The organism is Bradyrhizobium yuanmingense (assembly GCF_025200905.1).
In the GTDB taxonomy this organism is placed as follows: domain Bacteria; phylum Pseudomonadota; class Alphaproteobacteria; order Rhizobiales; family Xanthobacteraceae; genus Bradyrhizobium; species Bradyrhizobium yuanmingense.
In genome coordinates this window covers 5,360,174-5,378,231 of record NZ_CP104173.1, presented here as the reverse complement: position 1 = coordinate 5,378,231, position 18,058 = coordinate 5,360,174, and the positions used below count along the sequence as shown (strand labels likewise).

Sequence of the window (18,058 nt, the reverse complement as noted above, 5' to 3'; positions counted from 1 at the left end):
TTCCGAGAGCGCCGCCCCCCGCCGCGGGTACGAGAAAGTTCGACGATCTACGAGTGGCTTCGCTCTAGGAGTGTTCTTTGTGGCCCTTTATGTCGTTCTGAGCGCGGCAGGGGAGGTTTATGCGGCATCGTATTTTCAGCAAGCAGACGTGTTCGTCGCGCTCCTGCTGTCTTTCGCCGTAGTTTGTCTGACGTTCAACTTCTTGGCTTGCCGCGAGGGAGGCGAGGCAAAAGTGGCAAATCGGTCGCTCCTGGTCCTTGTCGCACTTAACGTCGTGACGGCGATCAGCTGGATCGGCCTATTTATCGGACTGAAATATGCTGAACCTGCGATCGTCGTTGCCTTCATGGTAGCGTTGGGCCCCGCCGCAACGGTGTGGTTAAACGCATTGATCAGGCGCAGCGGCGCCCCGCCGAGATCCGATATTGTCGTGAGCGCCGCGATCGCGACGATCGGGGCTTACATGATTTGGATCTCGGCCAGTGGCAATGCGGGCGTGGAGTGGGGGGCTCGATCGTCCTTTGGAATGGCCCTGGCCATCGTGGCCGGCCTATCGCTCGCCCTTACAAATATACTGGTCAAATTGCTGTTCGACCGTGGGCTTTCCGGCCGACAAGTGCTGGCACATCGCTTTTATGGAACCATCCTCTTGCTGCTGGGGCTGGTCGACCGTTCCTCTATCGTGCTTGAGATCTCGCAGCACTGGTTTGCAATCGCAGCAATTGGGCTGTCAACGATCGTTTTGCCTTTGCTCTTGATCCAGCAGGGCATTCGCCGCGTAGAGCCCATCACCGTCAACATGGTCCTGTCCACCGCCCCCATCATCACCTTCCTGTTTCAGTACTTCGATTCTCGCATCGTGCCTTCCTCACATACGTTCGTTGGGAATGTCCTCATTACCGCTGTCGCTGTCGGCAACATCTACTTGCAGTACCGGAGATCCGCATGAAAGAACGGAATTGTGTAATCGTAGACGCATACTCTACCGGCCGATACCTCCCGGAAGAGTTCAAGTGTTATGGAATTGGAACGGTGCATGTGATGTCGGCTGCACAGATTCCACCGATATTCCAATCGCATTTCAATGCGGACCTCTATGACGAAGTCATTCGCCCCAGCGAGCGTATGGGGTATGACGAAATCGTTGAATATCATCTTCAGGCTCTCCATGGCAGGGAATTGGAGTTCGTAATCGCGGGCTGCGAGACCGGAGTTGAGCTCGCCGATTCTTTGTCGGAGCGGCTGGGCTTACCATCAAATGGGACCGCGCTATCCGCTGCTCGGCGCGACAAAGCCCGATTGTCTTGCGCGCTGACCTATGCGGGCGTGCGATCGATCAGACAAGTCGTGTCCGACAATGCTGCAGAGATCGTAAGCTGGAAGCGTGAAGCTAAGTTTGACGACATCGTGATTAAGCCTCTGAACAGTACGGGCACCGAGGATGTATTCTTTTGCTCGACGGATGCTGATATTCAGCGGGCTCTAAGCGCAATTGTCGGAAAAACGAACCGTGTCGGAGCGTTGAATCGTTTCGCCCTGGCTCAAGAAAAGATCAACGGTCAGCAATATACCGTAAACGCCGTCTCGATCCATGCGGAAGCCTTCGTTACGGAGGCCTGGACCTATGACACCGTTCCTATCGAGGGGGCATCATCGGTCTGCTCACTTGAGAGATTGTTGGAGGGCAGCGAACCAATCGTTCAGGAACTGTCCGGCTACCTGGACCGTGCGTTGCAGGCGCTTCAGATCACCGAAGGACCGGCTCATGCCGAGATCATCGTCGATCATCGGGGTCCGGTTCTGGTGGACTTCGGAGCGAGGCTTCAGGGGACTATGTCGGCAAAAGCGCGAACCATGGCGTTGGGGCATAACCATATGACGCTGACGGCCTGGCGCTACGCAGATCCCAAGGGCTTTAGTGAGTACATGAGGCAGCGCGGGCCCTATAAGCGAAAAGCGCACGCACAATGCGTCTCGCTGATCTCGGATAGGGGCGGTGTCGTTACCGGTTACCCGGGGCTCGAAGAAATCCGGAGGCTCCCAAGCTTTGCGGATGCTATCGCATTCGTCCCGATTGGTGGAGAGCTAGTTCCAACCATAGACTTGGCCTCGACGCCAGGCATCGTTTATCTCGTGAATAGCGACATGAATCAGCTCGATGATGACTACCGCAAGTTGCGGGCGATGCGTATGGACCAGGTGTTCGAATTGGTGACGCGGGATAGCGACTGATGCCAACTGAAGCAACGGTGGCCGGAGCTAATGCAGCCCAAGCCGCGATGTTCGGCGTGAGCGATTTCGACGGTGTACTGCGAGGCAAACACGTCTTAGGGGAAGATCTGTCGAACCGAGATAAAATCATCAAATTCTCTGAAGCAGTGTTGGCGTGGGATTGTTCTGATCGGGTCATTCCGGTCAGCTTCACGCAGAAGCCGCTATCAGCATTCGGGGATGCTGATGTGCGGATTCTGTCAGCCACAGGTCGTTTGGTGTCTTGTGTCGGCAATCAATATCTTTATCTCGCCGAGTTCACGGGCAAACATGAGAACATCTGCCCGCGGGGTATTCTGCGGAAGGTCCTGAGAAGGGCTGCTGACCATGGGTACAGATGCGCTGTCGGGTTCGAGTTTGAATTTATGTTGTTCAAGGAGAACGCCGACACAATTGAGGATAAGCCATTCGGCGAATGGACGCCTTTAACGCAGGGTCCGTTCGGCTACTCGATTATGCGATCCGTCGCTCAACATGAGCTGTTCGATGAGATCTTGGCGCTATGTGAGAAAGCTAGAATACCTCTCAGTGGACTACACTTCGAAACCGGGCCTGGCGTGGTCGAGGCGTCACTTCGTCATTGTGATGCGCTGGAAGCGGCCGATCGAGCAACCATGTTCAAGTCGATGATAAAAGCATGGGCGCAAAGGCGAGGCATGATGGCTACATTCATGGCCAAAGTCTCCGAGGAGTGGCCGGGCCAGTCCGGGCATATTCACGTTTCGATGTCCTCGGATGGTCGGAACGCGTTTTACGACAGCAATGCGTTCGGCAACGTCTCAAAGCTCATGAAGCAATTCATAGCCGGACAATTAAACTACATGAATGAGTTCTGTGTGCTCGCTGCGCCGAACTTCAATAGCTACAAGAGGCTGGTGCCTGGCTGCTGGGCACCAATCTCGCCAAGCTGGGGAGTTGACAACCGCTCCTGCGCTGTTCGTGCCATTCCGGGAGAGCCATCCGTCCATCGTCTGGAATATCGGCTGGCTGGTGCAGACGTGAACCCATACCTTGCGCTCGCATGTGCCATTGGTTCCGGAATATTGGGAGTCGAGAAAGGTCTGGCCCTGTCCGCGCCGAACGTCGGTGATGCAAGCGCAGAAATGATCCTTCCGTCCGCCAGGCTGCCTCAAAGCTTATCAGCGGCGACGTCTTGGTTTGCACAGTCGACCGCCGCCAACGATGTCTTCGGCGAAAGGTTTGTTGAAGCGTTTTCTTGCTCACGGCGCTGGGAATGGGAAGCCGTTCAACATCGAGTTACCGACTTTGAACGTCGGAGATACTTCGAGATTATCTAGCCGGCCGCTTGACAGTTCTGCGATTCATTCTTCTCGCGACCATGTGCGTTCCGCTTGACACACGCCTCCGCCCTACAAAACTCGGATTGAAGAGGCATTCAAGTTTCGTGGCTTTCGGCTAGGGTTGAGTGAAGACACCCAATGTCCATCCGCCATCGACGAGGATGCTTTGGCCGTGGATGTGGTCAGCCAAGCTGGAGCTGAGGAACATCACAGCATCTGCAATTTGTTGCGGAGTACCCCACTTTCCGTCGGGTGTCTGTGCTGCAAACTTCGCCTTGGTGTTCTTGTCGTAGATGTCGGTCATCGGCGTGTAGATAAAGCCGGGAGCGACGGCGTTCACGTTGATGCCATGCAGTGCGTAATCCATGGCGACTTGGCGGGTGAAATTGAGGGCGCCGCCTTTCGACGTGCAGTAAGCAGCGAAGCCCTGGTTACCCTGATAGTCGGAAATGGAACCGATAGATACCACTTTGTGTCGAAGGACGGTTCGGTATGGACCGCGTTGCCAAGCGGATCGAGAATAGCACCGACATCGTCATCGATATCATCGGGCAGCGGTATGACGTTAAAGGCGGGAATTTTCACGTATTCAGCAAATGGGCCCTGGATGTTGACGCCCAGCCCTTGTTGGTTGCGCGACATGGTGAAAGCGTCCGCTGCGAGCGGCGCGACCGTGCATTGCGATTACATGGCCTTCTCCCCGTCACACGCTGGCCGCATGCAAGGCCTTGGACGGCCGAGCCGAGATCAACTATCTCGCCCGCGAACTCGTGGTCCACCACCATCGGCACAGGCACTGTCCTACGAGCCCATTCGTCCCAGCGGAAAATATGAAGATCCGTACCGCAGATCCCGGTCTTCTTGACCCTGATCAAGACGTCATTCGGTCCGATCATGGGCACGGGCTCGTCGCGTAGACAGAGACCGGGCTCAGACTTGGTCTTGACGAGCGCCTTCATATCAGAATCCTTACGCTTTACTAGATACAGAGCCCTGCGATAGCGCGCGTTGAGTAGGCATCAGTGGCGATGGCGCAATTGCATGGGGCGGCGCGAGTGGAGACAGCAACTTCCATACCAACGTCCGGCGGAATGGATGAGCGCCCCCTGTAATCGCCCGTGAGGTGGTTTCACGTCGTCGGAATGCCTGCCGTGAGAGTTTCGATCCGGTTATGGGCCGAGCGTTCTTGTAGGCCGCGAAGGTTGGGAGAGGTTTGTAGGGATCGCCGGCCTCGGCGGCTGTTCTACCCGCGCCAGCGATCCGCGCAGCTTAACAGGATCATCTTGCGGCGGGGCTCCCGCGCCGCAAGGGAGGTCCGCGAAGCTCCACGATAGGAGGAGACCGAGGGACGGCTGAAAACCTCGACAGGTCAAAATGCTGAGCGCCTGAAGAGCGAACCAGCTCACCAACGTTGTACGAATATTACCTTCGTGAGGCTGTTGCTGATCGGCTGACACCCGGGCTGCGCTTTCACAAGCGCTAGCTCGCCGACAGCAACGGCTTGCGGGGCGAACGATGTTTCCTTCAATTGCCTGGCAAATTGCCGCACGAGCAACGCCTATTAACGTCTCCTCCTGTCGCAAAGGCGACATTCGGCCCCAAGAAGCAAGGCGAAGCGCACGATTCTTTGGCCTGGCTTTTGCTAGCCCACTTTGTGGCCACTCCGTCGGAGCACTCAAAGCGCTAGATCGGTAAGTCCAGAGTTCTGCACTCGCAGCGAAAGGAGGCACTATGCAAGCGAACAATGGGGATGCACTATCGATCAAAACTGTTGATCTTGAGGACCACTCGAGAGTTCTTGCAATCCTGACAGCCGCATTTACGATGTGTCCTTTGTTGAGGTGGCTGTATCCCGAACCGCAGCAGTACCTGCGGCATTTCAATGGATTTATTGAACACTACTGCGGCAATCCATATTCGATTAAGGGCGCATACCTTAACGATGGCGACAAGGGTGCCATCTTATGGGATACCGCTGGCCAAAAGCGCGACAACACCAGCATGATGGAATTCCTTCTGAAGAGTGTTCCAGCGCACCGACGTTCCGAAACCGAAAGAGTTTTTGAAGCGTTCGGTAAGTACCATCCCCATCAGCCGCATTGGTATGTCACCATGGTAGCCATTGATCCCATACATCAACGATCAGGGCTCGCAGAACATCTTCTTCGGCATGCAACCGAGATCTCAGATGCCGCGCAGCGACCTATGCACTTGGAGGCGACCAGTCCGCACGCGATGCGACTTTATGCTCGACAAGGCTGGAGTGTTTTGACGGAAGTCCAGGTCGGCGGTTCTCCACCGTTCTTCCCCATGTTGCGCCAACCAAAATCGGCTAAAAGCGTGATCGCTTGAATGTTGGCGGGGGCTCTTGATGCTTGATCAACAACACAAAAGACGCGTTGATGATCTATTTGAAGCCCCCTCGGCCTGAATCGGTCAGCTCGCCCTTGCTTCTGCTACGGCAATTGTATCCAGCACGGCATCACCTCAGAATGATTGCGAAAGCTTAAACCAGCGCAAGTACAAGTACGTTGCGCACGCCTGTCCAACCTCCGAAGGATTCCTGGCTACGCCGCGTTCAACGAGTGTGGGATAACAAACACGAGCTAACGAAGTACGCTGATATCCTGGACTACCTAAGTTCGCCGATCTCAGAACCTCGTCTGAAGCAGAACATTCGAATGAGTACCCTCCGCCTGCGGGCACTAGCGCACAGGGTGAAGACCTAGCGCTTGATCTTCGCTTTCTGCATGCGAGGACTGCGCTTTGACCCCATGGTCAATCCGAGCCGCATTTACCGGGCAGGAAAGACAGGAGCCTGCAATCCTCTGCCGTAAGACTGTGTAACAAGTAAAAGCGAGGCTTAATATTTGTTTTCAACGCACCAGGCAGTGGCTCGCTCAATCCGCGCCTGGGCACCATTTCCCCACCATTCGGTCTAAAAACCGCCAGCCATTGCAGAGCTCTCGTGGGCCTGTTCAGTCCCCAATCGGCATCTGCGGCGGTGTCGTCGCCGACGCCTCAGCGGATGGCAGCCTGTCGCTCCGCTCCGTGCCGCCTGGGCGCCACTTCAACCGCCGAAGCCAAAATGCTCGGCTGAAGCAGGGCGATGAACTCTTCGAGCGATACCGGCGGAGAGAAAATATACCCTTGCGCCATGGTCGCGCCGTTTTCGGCCGCGAACCGAAGGTCTTCGGCGGTTTCGATGCCCTCTACAACCGTTTCGAACCCCAATTCGTCCGCAAGTCCGAGCGCCAGGCGAAGGATCGTCTGCTTCTCGCGGTCTTCCGCGACACCCGCGACGAGCGTGCGATCGAGCTTCACGGCGTCGAAGGGGAGCCTCGCCATCGTCGAAAGATTCGAATAGCCAGCTCCGAAATCGTCCATTGCGAAGCGTATGCCCAATTGCCTGAGCAGGCCTATTCTCTCGCGCACGACATCAGGATTGCGCATCGCGACCGACTCTGTGACCTCGATCTCGAGGTGTGGCGGCGGGAAGTCGGCCTTGCGAACGGTCGTGACGATATCCTTGATGAACAGCGGGTCCTCGATTTCCGTTGCCGCGACATTTACGGCGAGCACGAGATTTGAGCCGGCCCGGATCAAGCCTCCGATTTCGGCGAGCGCGCGCCTGAGCACGAAGCGGTCGATCTCCATGATGAGGCCGATTTCTTCTGCGATCTTGATGAAGCGCTGAGGAGGAATGTTGCCCTCCTTCGGATGATACCAGCGCGCCAGCGCCTCCACCCCTACGATGCGGCCATCCACGCAGGACACCTTGGGTTGGTAGTGAACGACGAGTTCCTCATTGCGGATCGCCAAGGCGAGATCGGTTTCGAGCGCATGCCGGGCACGCGCGACCTCTGCGAGATCCGGAGTGAAGAACGCGTGGGTATTTCGTCCCGAGCTCTTCGCGACGTACATCGCAAGGTCGGCGCGGATCAGGAGATCGTCATAGGTTGTGCCGTGGGTGGGCCAGATCGCAACGCCGATGCTGGCGCCGATGGTCGCATGGTTGCTCTGGAGCTTGAAGGAAATCTGCAGCGTTTCGATCATCTCGCGGGCACAGAGGCTCGCGGCCTCGACCGTCTTCACCCCGGCGATGATGGCGACGAACTCGTCTCCGCCGACCCGGGCGAGCAGACTTTTGCCGGCAGCGACCTTCGACGTCAGCAAATTGCTCAGGCGCTCGGCCACCAACTTGAGCAGCTCGTCGCCAGCCTTGTGCCCGAAAGTGTCGTTGATGGATTTGAAGCCATCGAGATCGAGGAAGAACAGCGCTCCGCCTTCTTCAGCGTCGATGAGCGCCGGCGCATCGATACGCATCTTCTCCCGATTGGGAATGCGGCTCACCGTATCGTAGAAAGCGAGCTGACGAATTCTTCGCGTGCTGGCCCGCAAATGCGTCAGCATTCGCTCGAATGCGAGGCCGAGGCCGCGAACCTCGCCGATGCCCGTTGCGCGGAACGGAACGTCGAGATTGCCTCCCGCGATTTCCTGGGCAGTCTTGGCGAGCTCCGAAAGTCCTTTCGTGAGGTGCCTTACGGCGGCCAATAGCGCGACGACCAAGGCACCGAGCGCCAGCGCCGCGGATGCCAGGAACTGCCACATCAGCGAACGGGTATGGGCGGCGCCGATCTGGAACATCTGATCGCGTGTCGTCGTCACGAGCGATGCGTTCGCGAACGTACACACCTTGAGCGTCGCCTCATAATCGACGCAGCTCGCGACGTAGTTGCCGTCATCCGAGCGCTGCAGCCCGCCCGAACGCGTCCTGGCGCTGCTGAATTTCACCCCTTCAGGCCCCGCGGAAGACACGATCTCGTTGTCGCCCGCAATGATGACCACGCCGGCATTAGCCAACGAAGTGAAGTTCTCGAGAGTCCGCTCCGTGCGCCCGAGTGGTCGGATGGCGACAAGCGCGCCGACGAGGTCGCCGAAGTCGTCGAACACGGGCTCGATGGCGGTGTGCGCTATAGTGTGGCGCTGTGGCAGGCCGAGCGCTGACAATTCACTCAATTTAAGCTCATAGGTGCCTTCCTTGCCCCGTGGGTGCGAGCGGCTATTGTCCTTGAGGATCGCGCTGAGATTGACAGCGAGGTCGGTCCCCTCGATCGCCCCGTTCAGAGCGAGGAGGTCGAGGGGCGTGTTGGCACCGATCACGCGGCCGGTTTCGTCGAAGGCGATCAGCCTTTCGAAGCCGGAGGTAGAAGCAACGATGCTAAGCAGTTCCCGGATCGTCACATCGTTGTTCGAGGCGACCGCCTTGGCGACATCGGCGCGCTGAGCGATCTGACGCAGGCGTGATGCGGTTTGCGCGCCGAGGACCTCGATTCGCGCTCGCGCCAACTGCGCCTCGCCGTCGAGGCGACGAGCGAGCTGGTCTTCTGAGAGTTCGCCCAGTGCCGTAGCCTGCTGCCTCAGTTGCTCCTGCAGGCGTAGCGCCGTCAAGCCACCGATGAGGCCGAGCCCGAGCACGCCGGTCGCGAGAACGATGGCAACAAGGCGCATGGCGATAGACGAGGGGAAACCTGGGACCCCGGACGGAACGGCCCAACGACGCCAGCGGGGCGGCGCCCTCGATGCCTTCGCCATATCGGTGTCAGTCGCCACCACCTGCCAGCATCCTGAAATTGCGGGGACCGATCAACGTCGCTCACTGGGCCCCACTGATTTGTCTTCCAGGCGCTGAATTTAGGCGAGTGAACCCGTCTAAATCGTCTATTTGTTGTCTATTTGTGGCTAGTTAATTACCAATTGGTTTTTCGAAACCATCAGATTGTGTGCTTTCACTTTCTGTTCGCCACATTGATGATTCCAAAAGGCACGGCGTTGCGACAACAGAAGGTTTAAGTTTCTTTGCCAGATTATGCACCTCATGGTTCGAAGGGGTCTGCAATGGCATTTTCGAGGATAATGGCAGCCCTTTTGGGTCTTTGCCTTGCGGTGGTGAATGCCGCTGGCGCCGAAACACGAAAGCTCGACATCGTCGGGACTGGAGACGGCGTCGATGTCCTGCGCGCCATCGCCGCGAGCTTCATGCAGCAGGAAGGATCGGCACAGGTCGAGGTGCCGCCCAGCATCGGTTCCGGCGGAGGCATCGCGGCGGTGGGGTCCGGTAAGGCGATCTTAGGGCGCGTCGCACGCCGCCTGACCGACGCCGAAGCGGCTTCCGGCATCGTCTACAAGGCGATCGCCCGCCTGCCCTCAGCTTTCATCGTCCATCCCGGCTGTGGAGTGAGTGCCGTTACAAGCGCTCAGCTCGTTGCGATCTATTCAGGCCGACTTGTGAATTGGAAGGAGCTGGGCGGCGCCGATATGCGTATCCGCGTCGTGCGGCGCGAGGACCAGGACAGCACTCTCACCGTGCTGCGGGCCAGCATGCCCGGCTGGCATGATCTCGAGATCACCGAGAAATCGAAGATGGCAACGACCACACAGGAAGCGATCGAGACCGTTCGCGAGGTTCAAGGCGCGATCGGCTTCGGTCCCTACTCGCGGCCGTTGGAACAGGGGCTCACGGTGCTTCGCGTGGACGGCCACTACCCGACGGACGCGGATTATCCATCCAGCGTGGTGCTGGCGCTGATTTATTTAAATACATTGAAGGATCCGGACGCCCTGGCGTTTCTACGCTTCGCCGATGCCCAGAAGGCAGCCGACGTTATCACCAGCCTCGGTAGCCTGCCCGTCAGACCGTGAGGCGCCGGGGCTCGGCCGTCGGCGCTGCTGAACTCGGCATCGGCTCACAGACCGGGGCGATAAGGCCGCTCGCGGCTTCGCCATAGACGAGTGACTTTGTCCATCAGCGATGGTGTTTGAGAGCTCGGCAGGAAAGGATCGGCGTAGCATTGCGCATTGGCCGCGTGCGCCTTGTTCTTCACGATCTCGACGAGACCAACCGGGCCGGCGACGTAGACCGTATCCTCCAGCCCGAGCAGCGGCAGGTAGTGCGATGGACGCCCGGGCCTGATCCCCAGGGCAGACCCGACCTCCGTCGTCGCAATGACGTTGCGGACACCGTCGTCGATCAGCCACTGCAACGAGGGAAGCATATAGAGATTATCGGCATCCCGGCTGCCGGCGACGACCACCATCTCGCGGTCGCGCTGGGTCGAGCGCGCCGAGCGGGCGAGCGCCCAGATCGGGGCCCAGCCTGCGCCGCCGGCGACCAGCACCAGCGGCCCTTGGTCCTGTCGCAGATAAGCTTGTCCGAAGGGGCCCTGCACATGCACCGCATGGCCGGGCCTGATGGCTTTGCCGAGCTGTCTCGACACGGTGCCGTCAGGCAGGCACCGGATGTGGAAGACGAGTTCGATTTGCTTGAAGGAACCATCGAGCCGGAAAGTCGGGCTGAACTCGCGCGCAGGATACCCGGAAAACTTGACGCGCACATATTGGCCCGGCCGAAACTCGAGCGGCGCCGAGGTCGTCAGCACGACTTCGGCGATCTCCGGCGAGAGCTGGTTGATCTCGGTGACGGCGCCCGCCCTCTTCACCGGTAGCGGCAATTCTTCGAATTCGATCTCAGCATCGCCTGCGACCGCTGCCTGGCAGGCGAGCACAGTGCGGCCATGGCCCGAGCCGCCGTCATCGACCGAGCCCGAAACGACCCTCACCCGGCAGCTCTGACATTGTCCCGATCTGCAGTCGTGTGGAACGAGAATCGAGCCGCCGAGCGCCGCGTCGATCAGGCTTTCGCCCGCGCGGGCTTCGACGGGCTTGCCGTTGATGACGAGCCGACAATGCCTCTTCATCGCGAGGCCTCTGGGCGCTGCGAATGTCGGCGAGCAGGCCACTGATCGCCGAGCAAAAACGCGATGCGCGGGTGAGGACGAAGCCATGCTTCAGCAGAGCCGCGCCGTGGTGGCCTCCGGTCGAGCCCGTGGTGCGTCATGAGACGCCTATTTCTGCGACACGACACGCACCGGGCGGTTATGGCTCGCATGCCGCGTCTGTGCATGGTCGAAGACAGCGACCCACATGTAGAGATCTTTGCCTGGCACGAAGGCTTTGTCATATCTGCCATCGCTTTTCATGTTGCGCGTCAGCTCGAGGGTCCAATGTCCGTTGCTCCATTTTGAAACCCCGGAGACATTGGCTCGCTCTCCTTCGTTGTCGCCGGCAATAATCACGCCAGGCAAGATCGTGCCAACGGGAATCCTCGCGTCGGCCTCTGGCGTGTAGGGTTCGCTCTCCCAGTCGAACATGTACCAGCGGCCGTTCTCGTCGTCGCCGCTGTCGGGATTAAGATCGAATCTGCCGAGGGCTGCGACTTGCGCCTTCCAGTCCTTGGGCAGCCGCAGAACCGTGACGGGCCCTTTGTCGTTCCGGTGGATGAACTTGAAGTTGTAAGAATAAAGAGAGCGGCCAGGCTTATTCCAATAGCCGCCCTGATAGCGGGCATCGTAATTCTGCTCGTCCAGGGTCGGGGCGTAGGGCGGGCCGATATATTGGCTGTCGACGCGTCCAAGCATGCCCCCGCGCGACGCCTTCCACTGCCACATGTCTATGTAGCTGCCATCCGTCGTGTAGTGGAAGCCTCGGCCGTTAATCGGCTTCGGTTTGCCGGGCAGCGGGTTGGCGCCGAGACCCGTCGCGCCGGCACCGCCGAGCGATGGATTGTCCGAGAAAATAACCGCCAGTTTATCCTCGTAGAAGTCGGAGGCGTCCTGCAGACCCGCACGCTCGTCGAGGGCGTGCCAGCCATCCTCTCGCTTGATGATCGGAATGCGGCGGAGGGAGCGCGTGGAATCCTCCCAGCGGAAGGCAAAATAGATCTTCTGCCCGTCGTGCAGGGCGCGCACCTCCACGAGCGATTCGCCCGATCCGCCGAGATTGGCACCTTGCTGCGTGCGAATGAAGACCGGGGCCGCGCGCGACCAGGCGGGATCGCCCATGGCGCCGTCGAGCTTGGGCGCGGCGCGGACCCTCGCGATAACGAGCGTATCGCGCGTCGCCCAATCGAGCCCGGCGACGCCGCACGCGACTGCCACCCCGATTGCAGCTGCAACGAGAAGAGGCCTCGGCCGTACGGCCTTCGTGATCGCGAGCGACGTCGGCCGAAACACGCGGAAAATCTGCTGCCAGCCGCCATAGAGATAATGCGCCGCGACATGCGCGAAGATATAGACGAGCCCGACGAAGGCGGCGGTCGAGTGGAGATAAGCCCACCAGCCGCCATAGCCGAGATACATCATGACGCCCGTCCCCGTGAGGAAGATCACGAGCGCATAGACGAACCAGTGCAGGACGACGTTGACGGCTCCCCACTTGAAGCGAGCCGGGGCGCGCATCGCGAGAATCCGCGTCTTCTTGGGGCTGTTACGCTCGACGAGGCCGCTGCGCGCGAGGTAGGCGACGTAGGCCGAGCCGCAGAAGAAGACGGCGAACCCCGCGAGGAAATGCCAGGAAAAGATCTCGCCGTGCGGCAGGACCGGAGCGAGCCATTTCGAGAAGGGGGCGTGCAGCGCGTCTGCTGCGATGCGTATGCCGGTAACAAGGCATATGAGGAACGCGATCGCGATCGCCCAATGGAGGATGATCGTCCCGACATCGGTGCGTTGCGGGCTTTCTCGAGTCTTTGTCTGAGCGAGGCGTCTCTCGGTCAAGGCATCGGCGTTCGTTCGAGCGGTGACATCGTTCATGGCACAAAGCTTACCCACGGTAAACCAGCAGTTATGTCAGACAAGGCTGCGAAGCATTCGGGATTTTGCGAGATGGGCGTGGTTGCCGAAGAAGCCCAGGCGACCTGCAACGATCATTATCCCAATCAACGCGGTCGGCCAACGAGCTGACCTCGGGACCTACGCAGTCTCGAAGTCTGGTCTCTAACCCTGCTTCGCTCCGGTGCTGGGCGGCTCAGAGAGCGGGCGTTGCCCGGGTCCCAAAGCCGCGTCTATCATAAACTCGGCGGAAACGGTTGGGAGGACGTGGGTAGGCCGATGCGTCACGCAACTTGAATAGCAATTTCAATAGCATATGCTATCGCCCCGTATGATCGCTGGTTGGATCAATACAAGGACAATCCGAGTCAACAGACCAGTTGGGAATCGGAGTTGGCGATCGGCTGTTTGGCCATCCACCGACCCAGGAAGAGAATGACACCGCTCGTGCGCAGTCGTTAGATTTCTCCAGATTTCTCCGCTCCCGAGCTGGACTTGTACAAGATAGCAAGAATGGACCAGGCCTACCTGGAGGCCGCTGATGGCCACCTTTGCGCTCGCGGGCTATCTGACGATTGGCAAACTCGGCGGACAATGGCGCGAGCAACTGGGGCTGCCATACAGCGCGCGAGCCTCGTGCTCGCCAGTTGACCAAAGGAGAAACCCTTCCGGAATTTCCTTTTCCGAACTTCTCCGTGTTACCCGGTTCGGCAACCTCGCCGGCGCCACAGCAGGCAGTCTCCTTCCGGGATCTTCTCGATGGTTGGCAGGCCGAGCGACGGCCAATCGCCAAGTCCGTTTACGAATGTCGCGTGTCATCCGGGAGCTCGAGAAGTATCTTGGACATACCGATGCCCAGCTGACCGCTGAGAACATCGTCGACTGGAAGCGAGCGATGGTGGATGCCGGATTGCAGGCGAAAACCATCCAAGGTTCGAGGCTCTCCCGGCCACGCGAGATTGTCTGGATCATTGTTCGATGCTTCATGGTCCAGATGGGTCAGTTTTGTTGACCGTCTGCCCACATAAGCACCACCGGGATAAGGGTAAGTCAGGTCTGCAGTTCGTCATGCCTCAAATTGGTTGCGCTTCTTCTCGGTCGTCTAACTCTCTCCCGATGATCAGTTGGTTAGTTCAACGGGGGCAGGCAGCCTTCTAGTGACTTCGCAAAAAGCACGGCACTAGCCTCGATTGCCGATCATCCTTGCGTTACAGCGGCTCGTGCTTTTCAGTTATCTCTCGCGCAGCCAAGCTAAGCTCCAGTTCTCTGAGTTGCTCGATCAGCAGCTGTACGATGTCTTCGTAGTCAGATGGCGTGAGGGAATGCACCCCGCGCAACGTCAGTTGATTGTCGAGGATTGCCGCCATCATGGCTTTAACGCTCATGAGCCTTCTTGGTCCGAAAAATTATCGTCATAGAAACAAGCTGAAGTAGACGCTAAACATGCAGCGGGCGCGACGGCGATGACCTCACGTTCGGCTCCGTACAATTACGGCCCATTGGCGCTACGTTGCGTTGCGAAGTGCGCGTTTGTGAGATCAAGCGCCTCGCTCCGAATTCGGGTCCTTCGAAATAGTTCGTTAGCTTTCATGTGGCTTGCTGGGAGCGTGCCGATTACCGCCGATTGCGGCACATTGGAATGGGAATGCCGGCGCCGGCTGTTTCTCCGAACCAGCGGCTGGGGCCGTTTTGAACTTTCCTTGCATCGTTCAACCCGGTCCATAACCATGTTCAGAGGCATTGCCAGCGCGCTATTTGGAATGGGCATCTTTTGGCAGCTTGATCGAGCGTTCTTCTATGGCCGCCATACCGACGCCGCGCTCAAGCTTGCGCGGGAGATTGGCCGAGGCTTTGGGCTGTAGGTCGCCCGCGCTGCGCTCAAGATCGCTCGGGACTACTTCTTCAACAGCAGTCCCAACGTTCGCGCCATGCGCCCACCATCCGGCGTGGCGGCCGAGTTCGGCGGCTATCCTCGATGTGCCAAATCCCGCCGGGCGAGCCTGACTAATCGGCGAACCTGTTGGTTCGCCCATTGCTTTGGCATCGGTGTTTTCATGGTGCGGCGCTCGATCCGCACCAGTGATGCGCTCCTGGCGATGAGCAAGGACGTTCATCAGCTCGACAGGAAAGCGCGCTACGTCTGCGAACGTCTGAGGCAATATAGTCGTCGTAATTCCCACCAATAGCGGGATTAACAAGCCGCACCGCCTGACCGGTCCTGGTCCGCGGGCTTGCTCGCATTCGGCCATATGTCTTGAGTTTGTCGAACTTGCTACACTGCCCAGCCGAATCCTTCCACTCGCTAGCGGGCTGAAACACCGACAACTTCATCCTTTATCGGTCCGCCACCGCGGCATGGGATTTGCTCCATTAGCTGAGAGACCACGGGGCACTATTCGTGCCGCGCGGCACAGCGAAGGAAGGACACGAGTTGCTTGCGACCGGAAACGCTTCATGTGACCAGCAAAATCGCCGACAGCATTCTGCGCCATATCGGCGTAAGGGGTGGTACCGCGCAAAAGGGGGAACATCAATATTGTACGCGCCGGCCGCTGGCGCGCCTGCGCAATACCCTCACGCCGATGTTTTCATCTAGTCGCCACACGGCGAACGGCAGGGCGTTTGCGCTCGCAGGCCAGAACAACGGCCTCCAGCTTCGCAATAATCACGTAAACCGGCGCCGGGAAATCAAACGCTATGATTGTGCGTAGCCTACACGACGTTGAAGCGACCGATCACTTCGTCGATTGGGGCAATGGTACTAGCCACCGCCTTCTGACGAAAAAGGACGGCATGGGCTTTAGCATCTGCCACACCGTGGTGCGCGCTAACACCGTTTCGCTTCTGCAATACCGGAATCATCTCGAAGCCTGTTATTGCATCGCTGGAGAGGGCGAGGTCGAGGACATGGACGGCAATGTCTTTCCCATTCGCAAGGGTGACATGTATGTGCTTGACAAGCATGACAAGCATTTCCTGCACGGGGGACGGGGCAAGGACATGATCCTCGTTAGCATCTTCAACCCGCCCCTCAACGGAACCGAGCGCCACAAGCTCGACGACCCAACGGGCTCCGCATATTAAGCCATGCGAAGAACCGCCAATCTCATATGAACCGCCGCTTCTTGCGAGAAACATTCACTCGAGATCCAGCACTGCCTCGTACCGCATGGCGCGGACCTCAGAAAAAGTCTCCGCTGCGGGTTTCGCAGAGGCGCGAGCGAAGACGCTTAGGCTGAGCTGACAAATCACTTTGGCATTCCAGGTCCATTTTTCTTTGTCCGAAGCCCCGTGCGAGACTCCGGGTTGATTGTGCGTCCAATTGTACGATGTCCGGCACGCTGTTGGACACCTGACGTAGCACCGCTGTTCCTAAGGCATTGAGTGCAGTCGATTTCACCTTTGGCACGATACATGCGTAAGCTTCTAAAAGGCGGCGTGGAGGAGAAATCGTTCGATGAGAACGTTCACCAGAAACTCAGGCGCGGTTGACTGGCAGCTGCGGTACTTCCGGCGACATATTTGGTGATGCGAGAGCTTGGCAGGGAGGTTGGGAGATCTGGCTCTGGAGTGAGATTTCGTCCCATCAATGCAGGCCAGGTTAAGCCCCGAACAGGTTCGAACCAGTGTGAGCGATTTGCGTGGTGCGGCGCCTAGATGGGACAGGCCAGCATGATGCTGAAATCCTGAAAGGGTGAAGATGGTCCACCGATCTTCTCTCGGGCGCGCGATCCACTACGAACCACGCAATCGGGATGGACACTCTGCCATGCGATCAATCGTCTCCAGCGTGTTTGTTGGCAGCGGTACGCCCGCTATCCGCTGCGCTCAGCTGGCAATGGCAATGGAGCACGTCATTGGTGCAGCGCTGTGTGGCGATTCCACATTTGCTCAGTGGGCGACTGCTGCCAACATTCCGTGTATGGAAAGTGTTGAAGATCTCTCAGCGTTTTTAAAGGCGGAGCCGGTGGATTGGATCTTCTCAATTGCCCATCCATTCACATTGCCGCAGGACCTGTTTGGGCGAGTGCGTCGAGGCGCTTTCAAGTACCAGGACGCTCCATTGCCACGATGTGCGGGAACGCACGCGAGATCCTGCGCGCTCGCGCAAGGGACCGCGTGTGCCATCACGTGGCATCGGATCGACAGTGGTGTTGAAATGGGTGACGTCGTGGTTCGGCGCCCAGTGCCGGTTGCGCCCACAGATACGGCGCTGACCTTAAAGCTCAAATGTCATGATGCCGCGATCGATGGCTTCCGTGAACTTCTAACGGGTCTTGAGAGCGGGAAGCTTCCGACCAATCCGCAGGTGCTCGTTAATAGAAGCTCTGTTCCGAGAGGGCGATGGCCAGATTCAGGAGGGTGTCTGCGATGGGATCAATCCGCGCAACAGATGTCAGCGATGACACGGGCCTTAGAGCTTGGGCCATCTGATCACAATCCAATGTGTCTGCCCAAGGTTCTCCTGGACGATCAGGCTGTTACAATCAGGCACCTGCAGACATTGTCTCGAAGCTCTGGCCTTCCGGCTGGCTTCCTGGTTGAAGTCGACACCAATCATTGGCGCGTCGCGACGGGTACAGAGGATGTCGAGGTTTGCTTTGGCGAACCCCATGGACGGACGCTGGACGCACAAGCCCTCGCCACTCGTTTCAATGTGGATCAAGGTAGTCGCCTTCCTATCTTGAGCGATGAACAAGTGCAGAGCATAACTGCCGCACATGAATTGCTGGCGCCTCTGGAGGGTTTTTGGCGGCAGCGGCTCGAGCAGTTCAGAAGATTGCATTTTCCTTTCTTGTCATCGGCCGCGGCTGCAGCGCC

At 58.5% G+C, this 18,058-nt stretch carries 15 protein-coding genes and 1 pseudogene; 8 read left to right on the top strand and 8 right to left on the bottom strand.

The window, feature by feature from the left end; genetic code table 11:
• Positions 1–79: 79 nt before the first annotated feature.
• The 3 genes from N2605_RS25370 to N2605_RS25360 are packed head-to-tail and all read left to right on the top strand — an operon-like array spanning position 80 to position 3,569.
• Positions 80–949 carry an EamA family transporter gene (locus N2605_RS25370; protein WP_260343474.1) on the top strand — a complete coding sequence of 290 codons (870 nt, stop codon included), beginning with the start codon at positions 80–82 and terminating at the stop codon, positions 947–949.
• Positions 946–2,232: an ATP-grasp domain-containing protein gene (locus N2605_RS25365; RefSeq protein ID WP_260343473.1), complete on the top strand. Its 1,287-nt coding sequence runs from the start codon at positions 946–948 to the stop codon at positions 2,230–2,232. The genes N2605_RS25370 and N2605_RS25365 overlap by 4 nt, the downstream gene beginning before the upstream one ends.
• Positions 2,232–3,569: a glutamine synthetase family protein gene (locus tag N2605_RS25360; RefSeq protein WP_260343472.1), complete on the top strand. Its 1,338-nt coding sequence runs from the start codon at positions 2,232–2,234 to the stop codon at positions 3,567–3,569. The genes N2605_RS25365 and N2605_RS25360 overlap by 1 nt, the downstream gene beginning before the upstream one ends.
• A 118-nt stretch (positions 3,570–3,687) precedes the next feature.
• Here N2605_RS25360 and N2605_RS25355 read toward each other — a convergent pair whose 3' ends face one another.
• Positions 3,688–4,041 carry an SDR family NAD(P)-dependent oxidoreductase gene (locus N2605_RS25355; RefSeq protein WP_260343470.1) on the bottom strand — a complete coding sequence of 118 codons (354 nt, stop codon included), beginning with the start codon at positions 4,039–4,041 and terminating at the stop codon, positions 3,688–3,690.
• Positions 4,042–4,046: 5 nt separating this feature from the next.
• A pseudogene (locus N2605_RS36520) lies at positions 4,047–4,531 on the bottom strand (alcohol dehydrogenase catalytic domain-containing protein); the annotation flags it as partial.
• 772 nt (positions 4,532–5,303) lie between these two features.
• Here N2605_RS36520 and N2605_RS25345 point away from each other — a divergent pair.
• The gene (locus N2605_RS25345; RefSeq protein ID WP_260343468.1) at positions 5,304–5,924 is read left to right on the top strand and encodes a GNAT family N-acetyltransferase; all 621 of its coding nucleotides are present in this window, start codon (positions 5,304–5,306) and stop codon (positions 5,922–5,924) included.
• 669 nt (positions 5,925–6,593) lie between these two features.
• Here the strand turns inward: N2605_RS25345 and N2605_RS25340 are convergent.
• Positions 6,594–9,083 carry a bifunctional diguanylate cyclase/phosphodiesterase gene (locus N2605_RS25340; protein ID WP_260343467.1) on the bottom strand — a complete coding sequence of 830 codons (2,490 nt, stop codon included), beginning with the start codon at positions 9,081–9,083 and terminating at the stop codon, positions 6,594–6,596.
• A 387-nt stretch (positions 9,084–9,470) separates the two neighbouring features.
• Here N2605_RS25340 and N2605_RS25335 point away from each other — a divergent pair, with 387 nt between their 5' ends.
• The gene (locus N2605_RS25335; RefSeq protein ID WP_311735319.1) at positions 9,471–10,274 is read left to right on the top strand and encodes a PstS family phosphate ABC transporter substrate-binding protein; all 804 of its coding nucleotides are present in this window, start codon (positions 9,471–9,473) and stop codon (positions 10,272–10,274) included.
• A 44-nt stretch (positions 10,275–10,318) separates the two neighbouring features.
• On the opposite strand, the gene N2605_RS25330 is transcribed toward N2605_RS25335, so the two are convergent.
• The gene (locus N2605_RS25330) at positions 10,319–11,329 is read right to left on the bottom strand and encodes a 2Fe-2S iron-sulfur cluster-binding protein (protein ID WP_260343464.1); all 1,011 of its coding nucleotides are present in this window, start codon (positions 11,327–11,329) and stop codon (positions 10,319–10,321) included.
• Between the two features lie 147 nt (positions 11,330–11,476).
• Positions 11,477–13,219, bottom strand: a complete 1,743-nt coding sequence (locus tag N2605_RS25325) for an ethylbenzene dehydrogenase-related protein (protein WP_260343462.1) — start codon at positions 13,217–13,219, stop codon at positions 11,477–11,479.
• 559 nt (positions 13,220–13,778) lie between these two features.
• Between N2605_RS25325 and N2605_RS25320 the strand changes: the two genes are divergently transcribed.
• The gene (locus tag N2605_RS25320; protein WP_260343461.1) at positions 13,779–14,249 is read left to right on the top strand and encodes a hypothetical protein; all 471 of its coding nucleotides are present in this window, start codon (positions 13,779–13,781) and stop codon (positions 14,247–14,249) included.
• 196 nt (positions 14,250–14,445) lie between these two features.
• Here the strand turns inward: N2605_RS25320 and N2605_RS25315 are convergent, their stop codons facing one another.
• Positions 14,446–14,622 carry a hypothetical protein gene (locus N2605_RS25315; RefSeq protein WP_260343460.1) on the bottom strand — a complete coding sequence of 59 codons (177 nt, stop codon included), beginning with the start codon at positions 14,620–14,622 and terminating at the stop codon, positions 14,446–14,448.
• A 366-nt stretch (positions 14,623–14,988) separates the two neighbouring features.
• Positions 14,989–15,396, bottom strand: a complete 408-nt coding sequence (locus N2605_RS25310) for a hypothetical protein (protein WP_260343459.1) — start codon at positions 15,394–15,396, stop codon at positions 14,989–14,991.
• Positions 15,397–15,693: 297 nt separating this feature from the next.
• On the opposite strand from N2605_RS25310, the gene N2605_RS25305 reads away from it, so the two are divergent.
• Both N2605_RS25305 and N2605_RS25300 read left to right on the top strand, forming a co-directional pair.
• Positions 15,694–15,948, top strand: a complete 255-nt coding sequence (locus N2605_RS25305) for a hypothetical protein (protein WP_260343458.1) — start codon at positions 15,694–15,696, stop codon at positions 15,946–15,948.
• Positions 15,935–16,321 carry an ectoine synthase gene (locus N2605_RS25300; protein WP_260343457.1) on the top strand — a complete coding sequence of 129 codons (387 nt, stop codon included), beginning with the start codon at positions 15,935–15,937 and terminating at the stop codon, positions 16,319–16,321. The genes N2605_RS25305 and N2605_RS25300 overlap by 14 nt, the downstream gene beginning before the upstream one ends.
• A gap of 1,330 nt (positions 16,322–17,651) precedes the next feature.
• Here N2605_RS25300 and N2605_RS25295 read toward each other — a convergent pair.
• A complete protein-coding gene (locus N2605_RS25295) occupies positions 17,652–18,023 on the bottom strand; it encodes a hypothetical protein (protein WP_260343456.1) in 372 nt (123 codons plus the stop codon).
• Between the last annotated feature and the right edge of the window lie 35 nt (positions 18,024–18,058).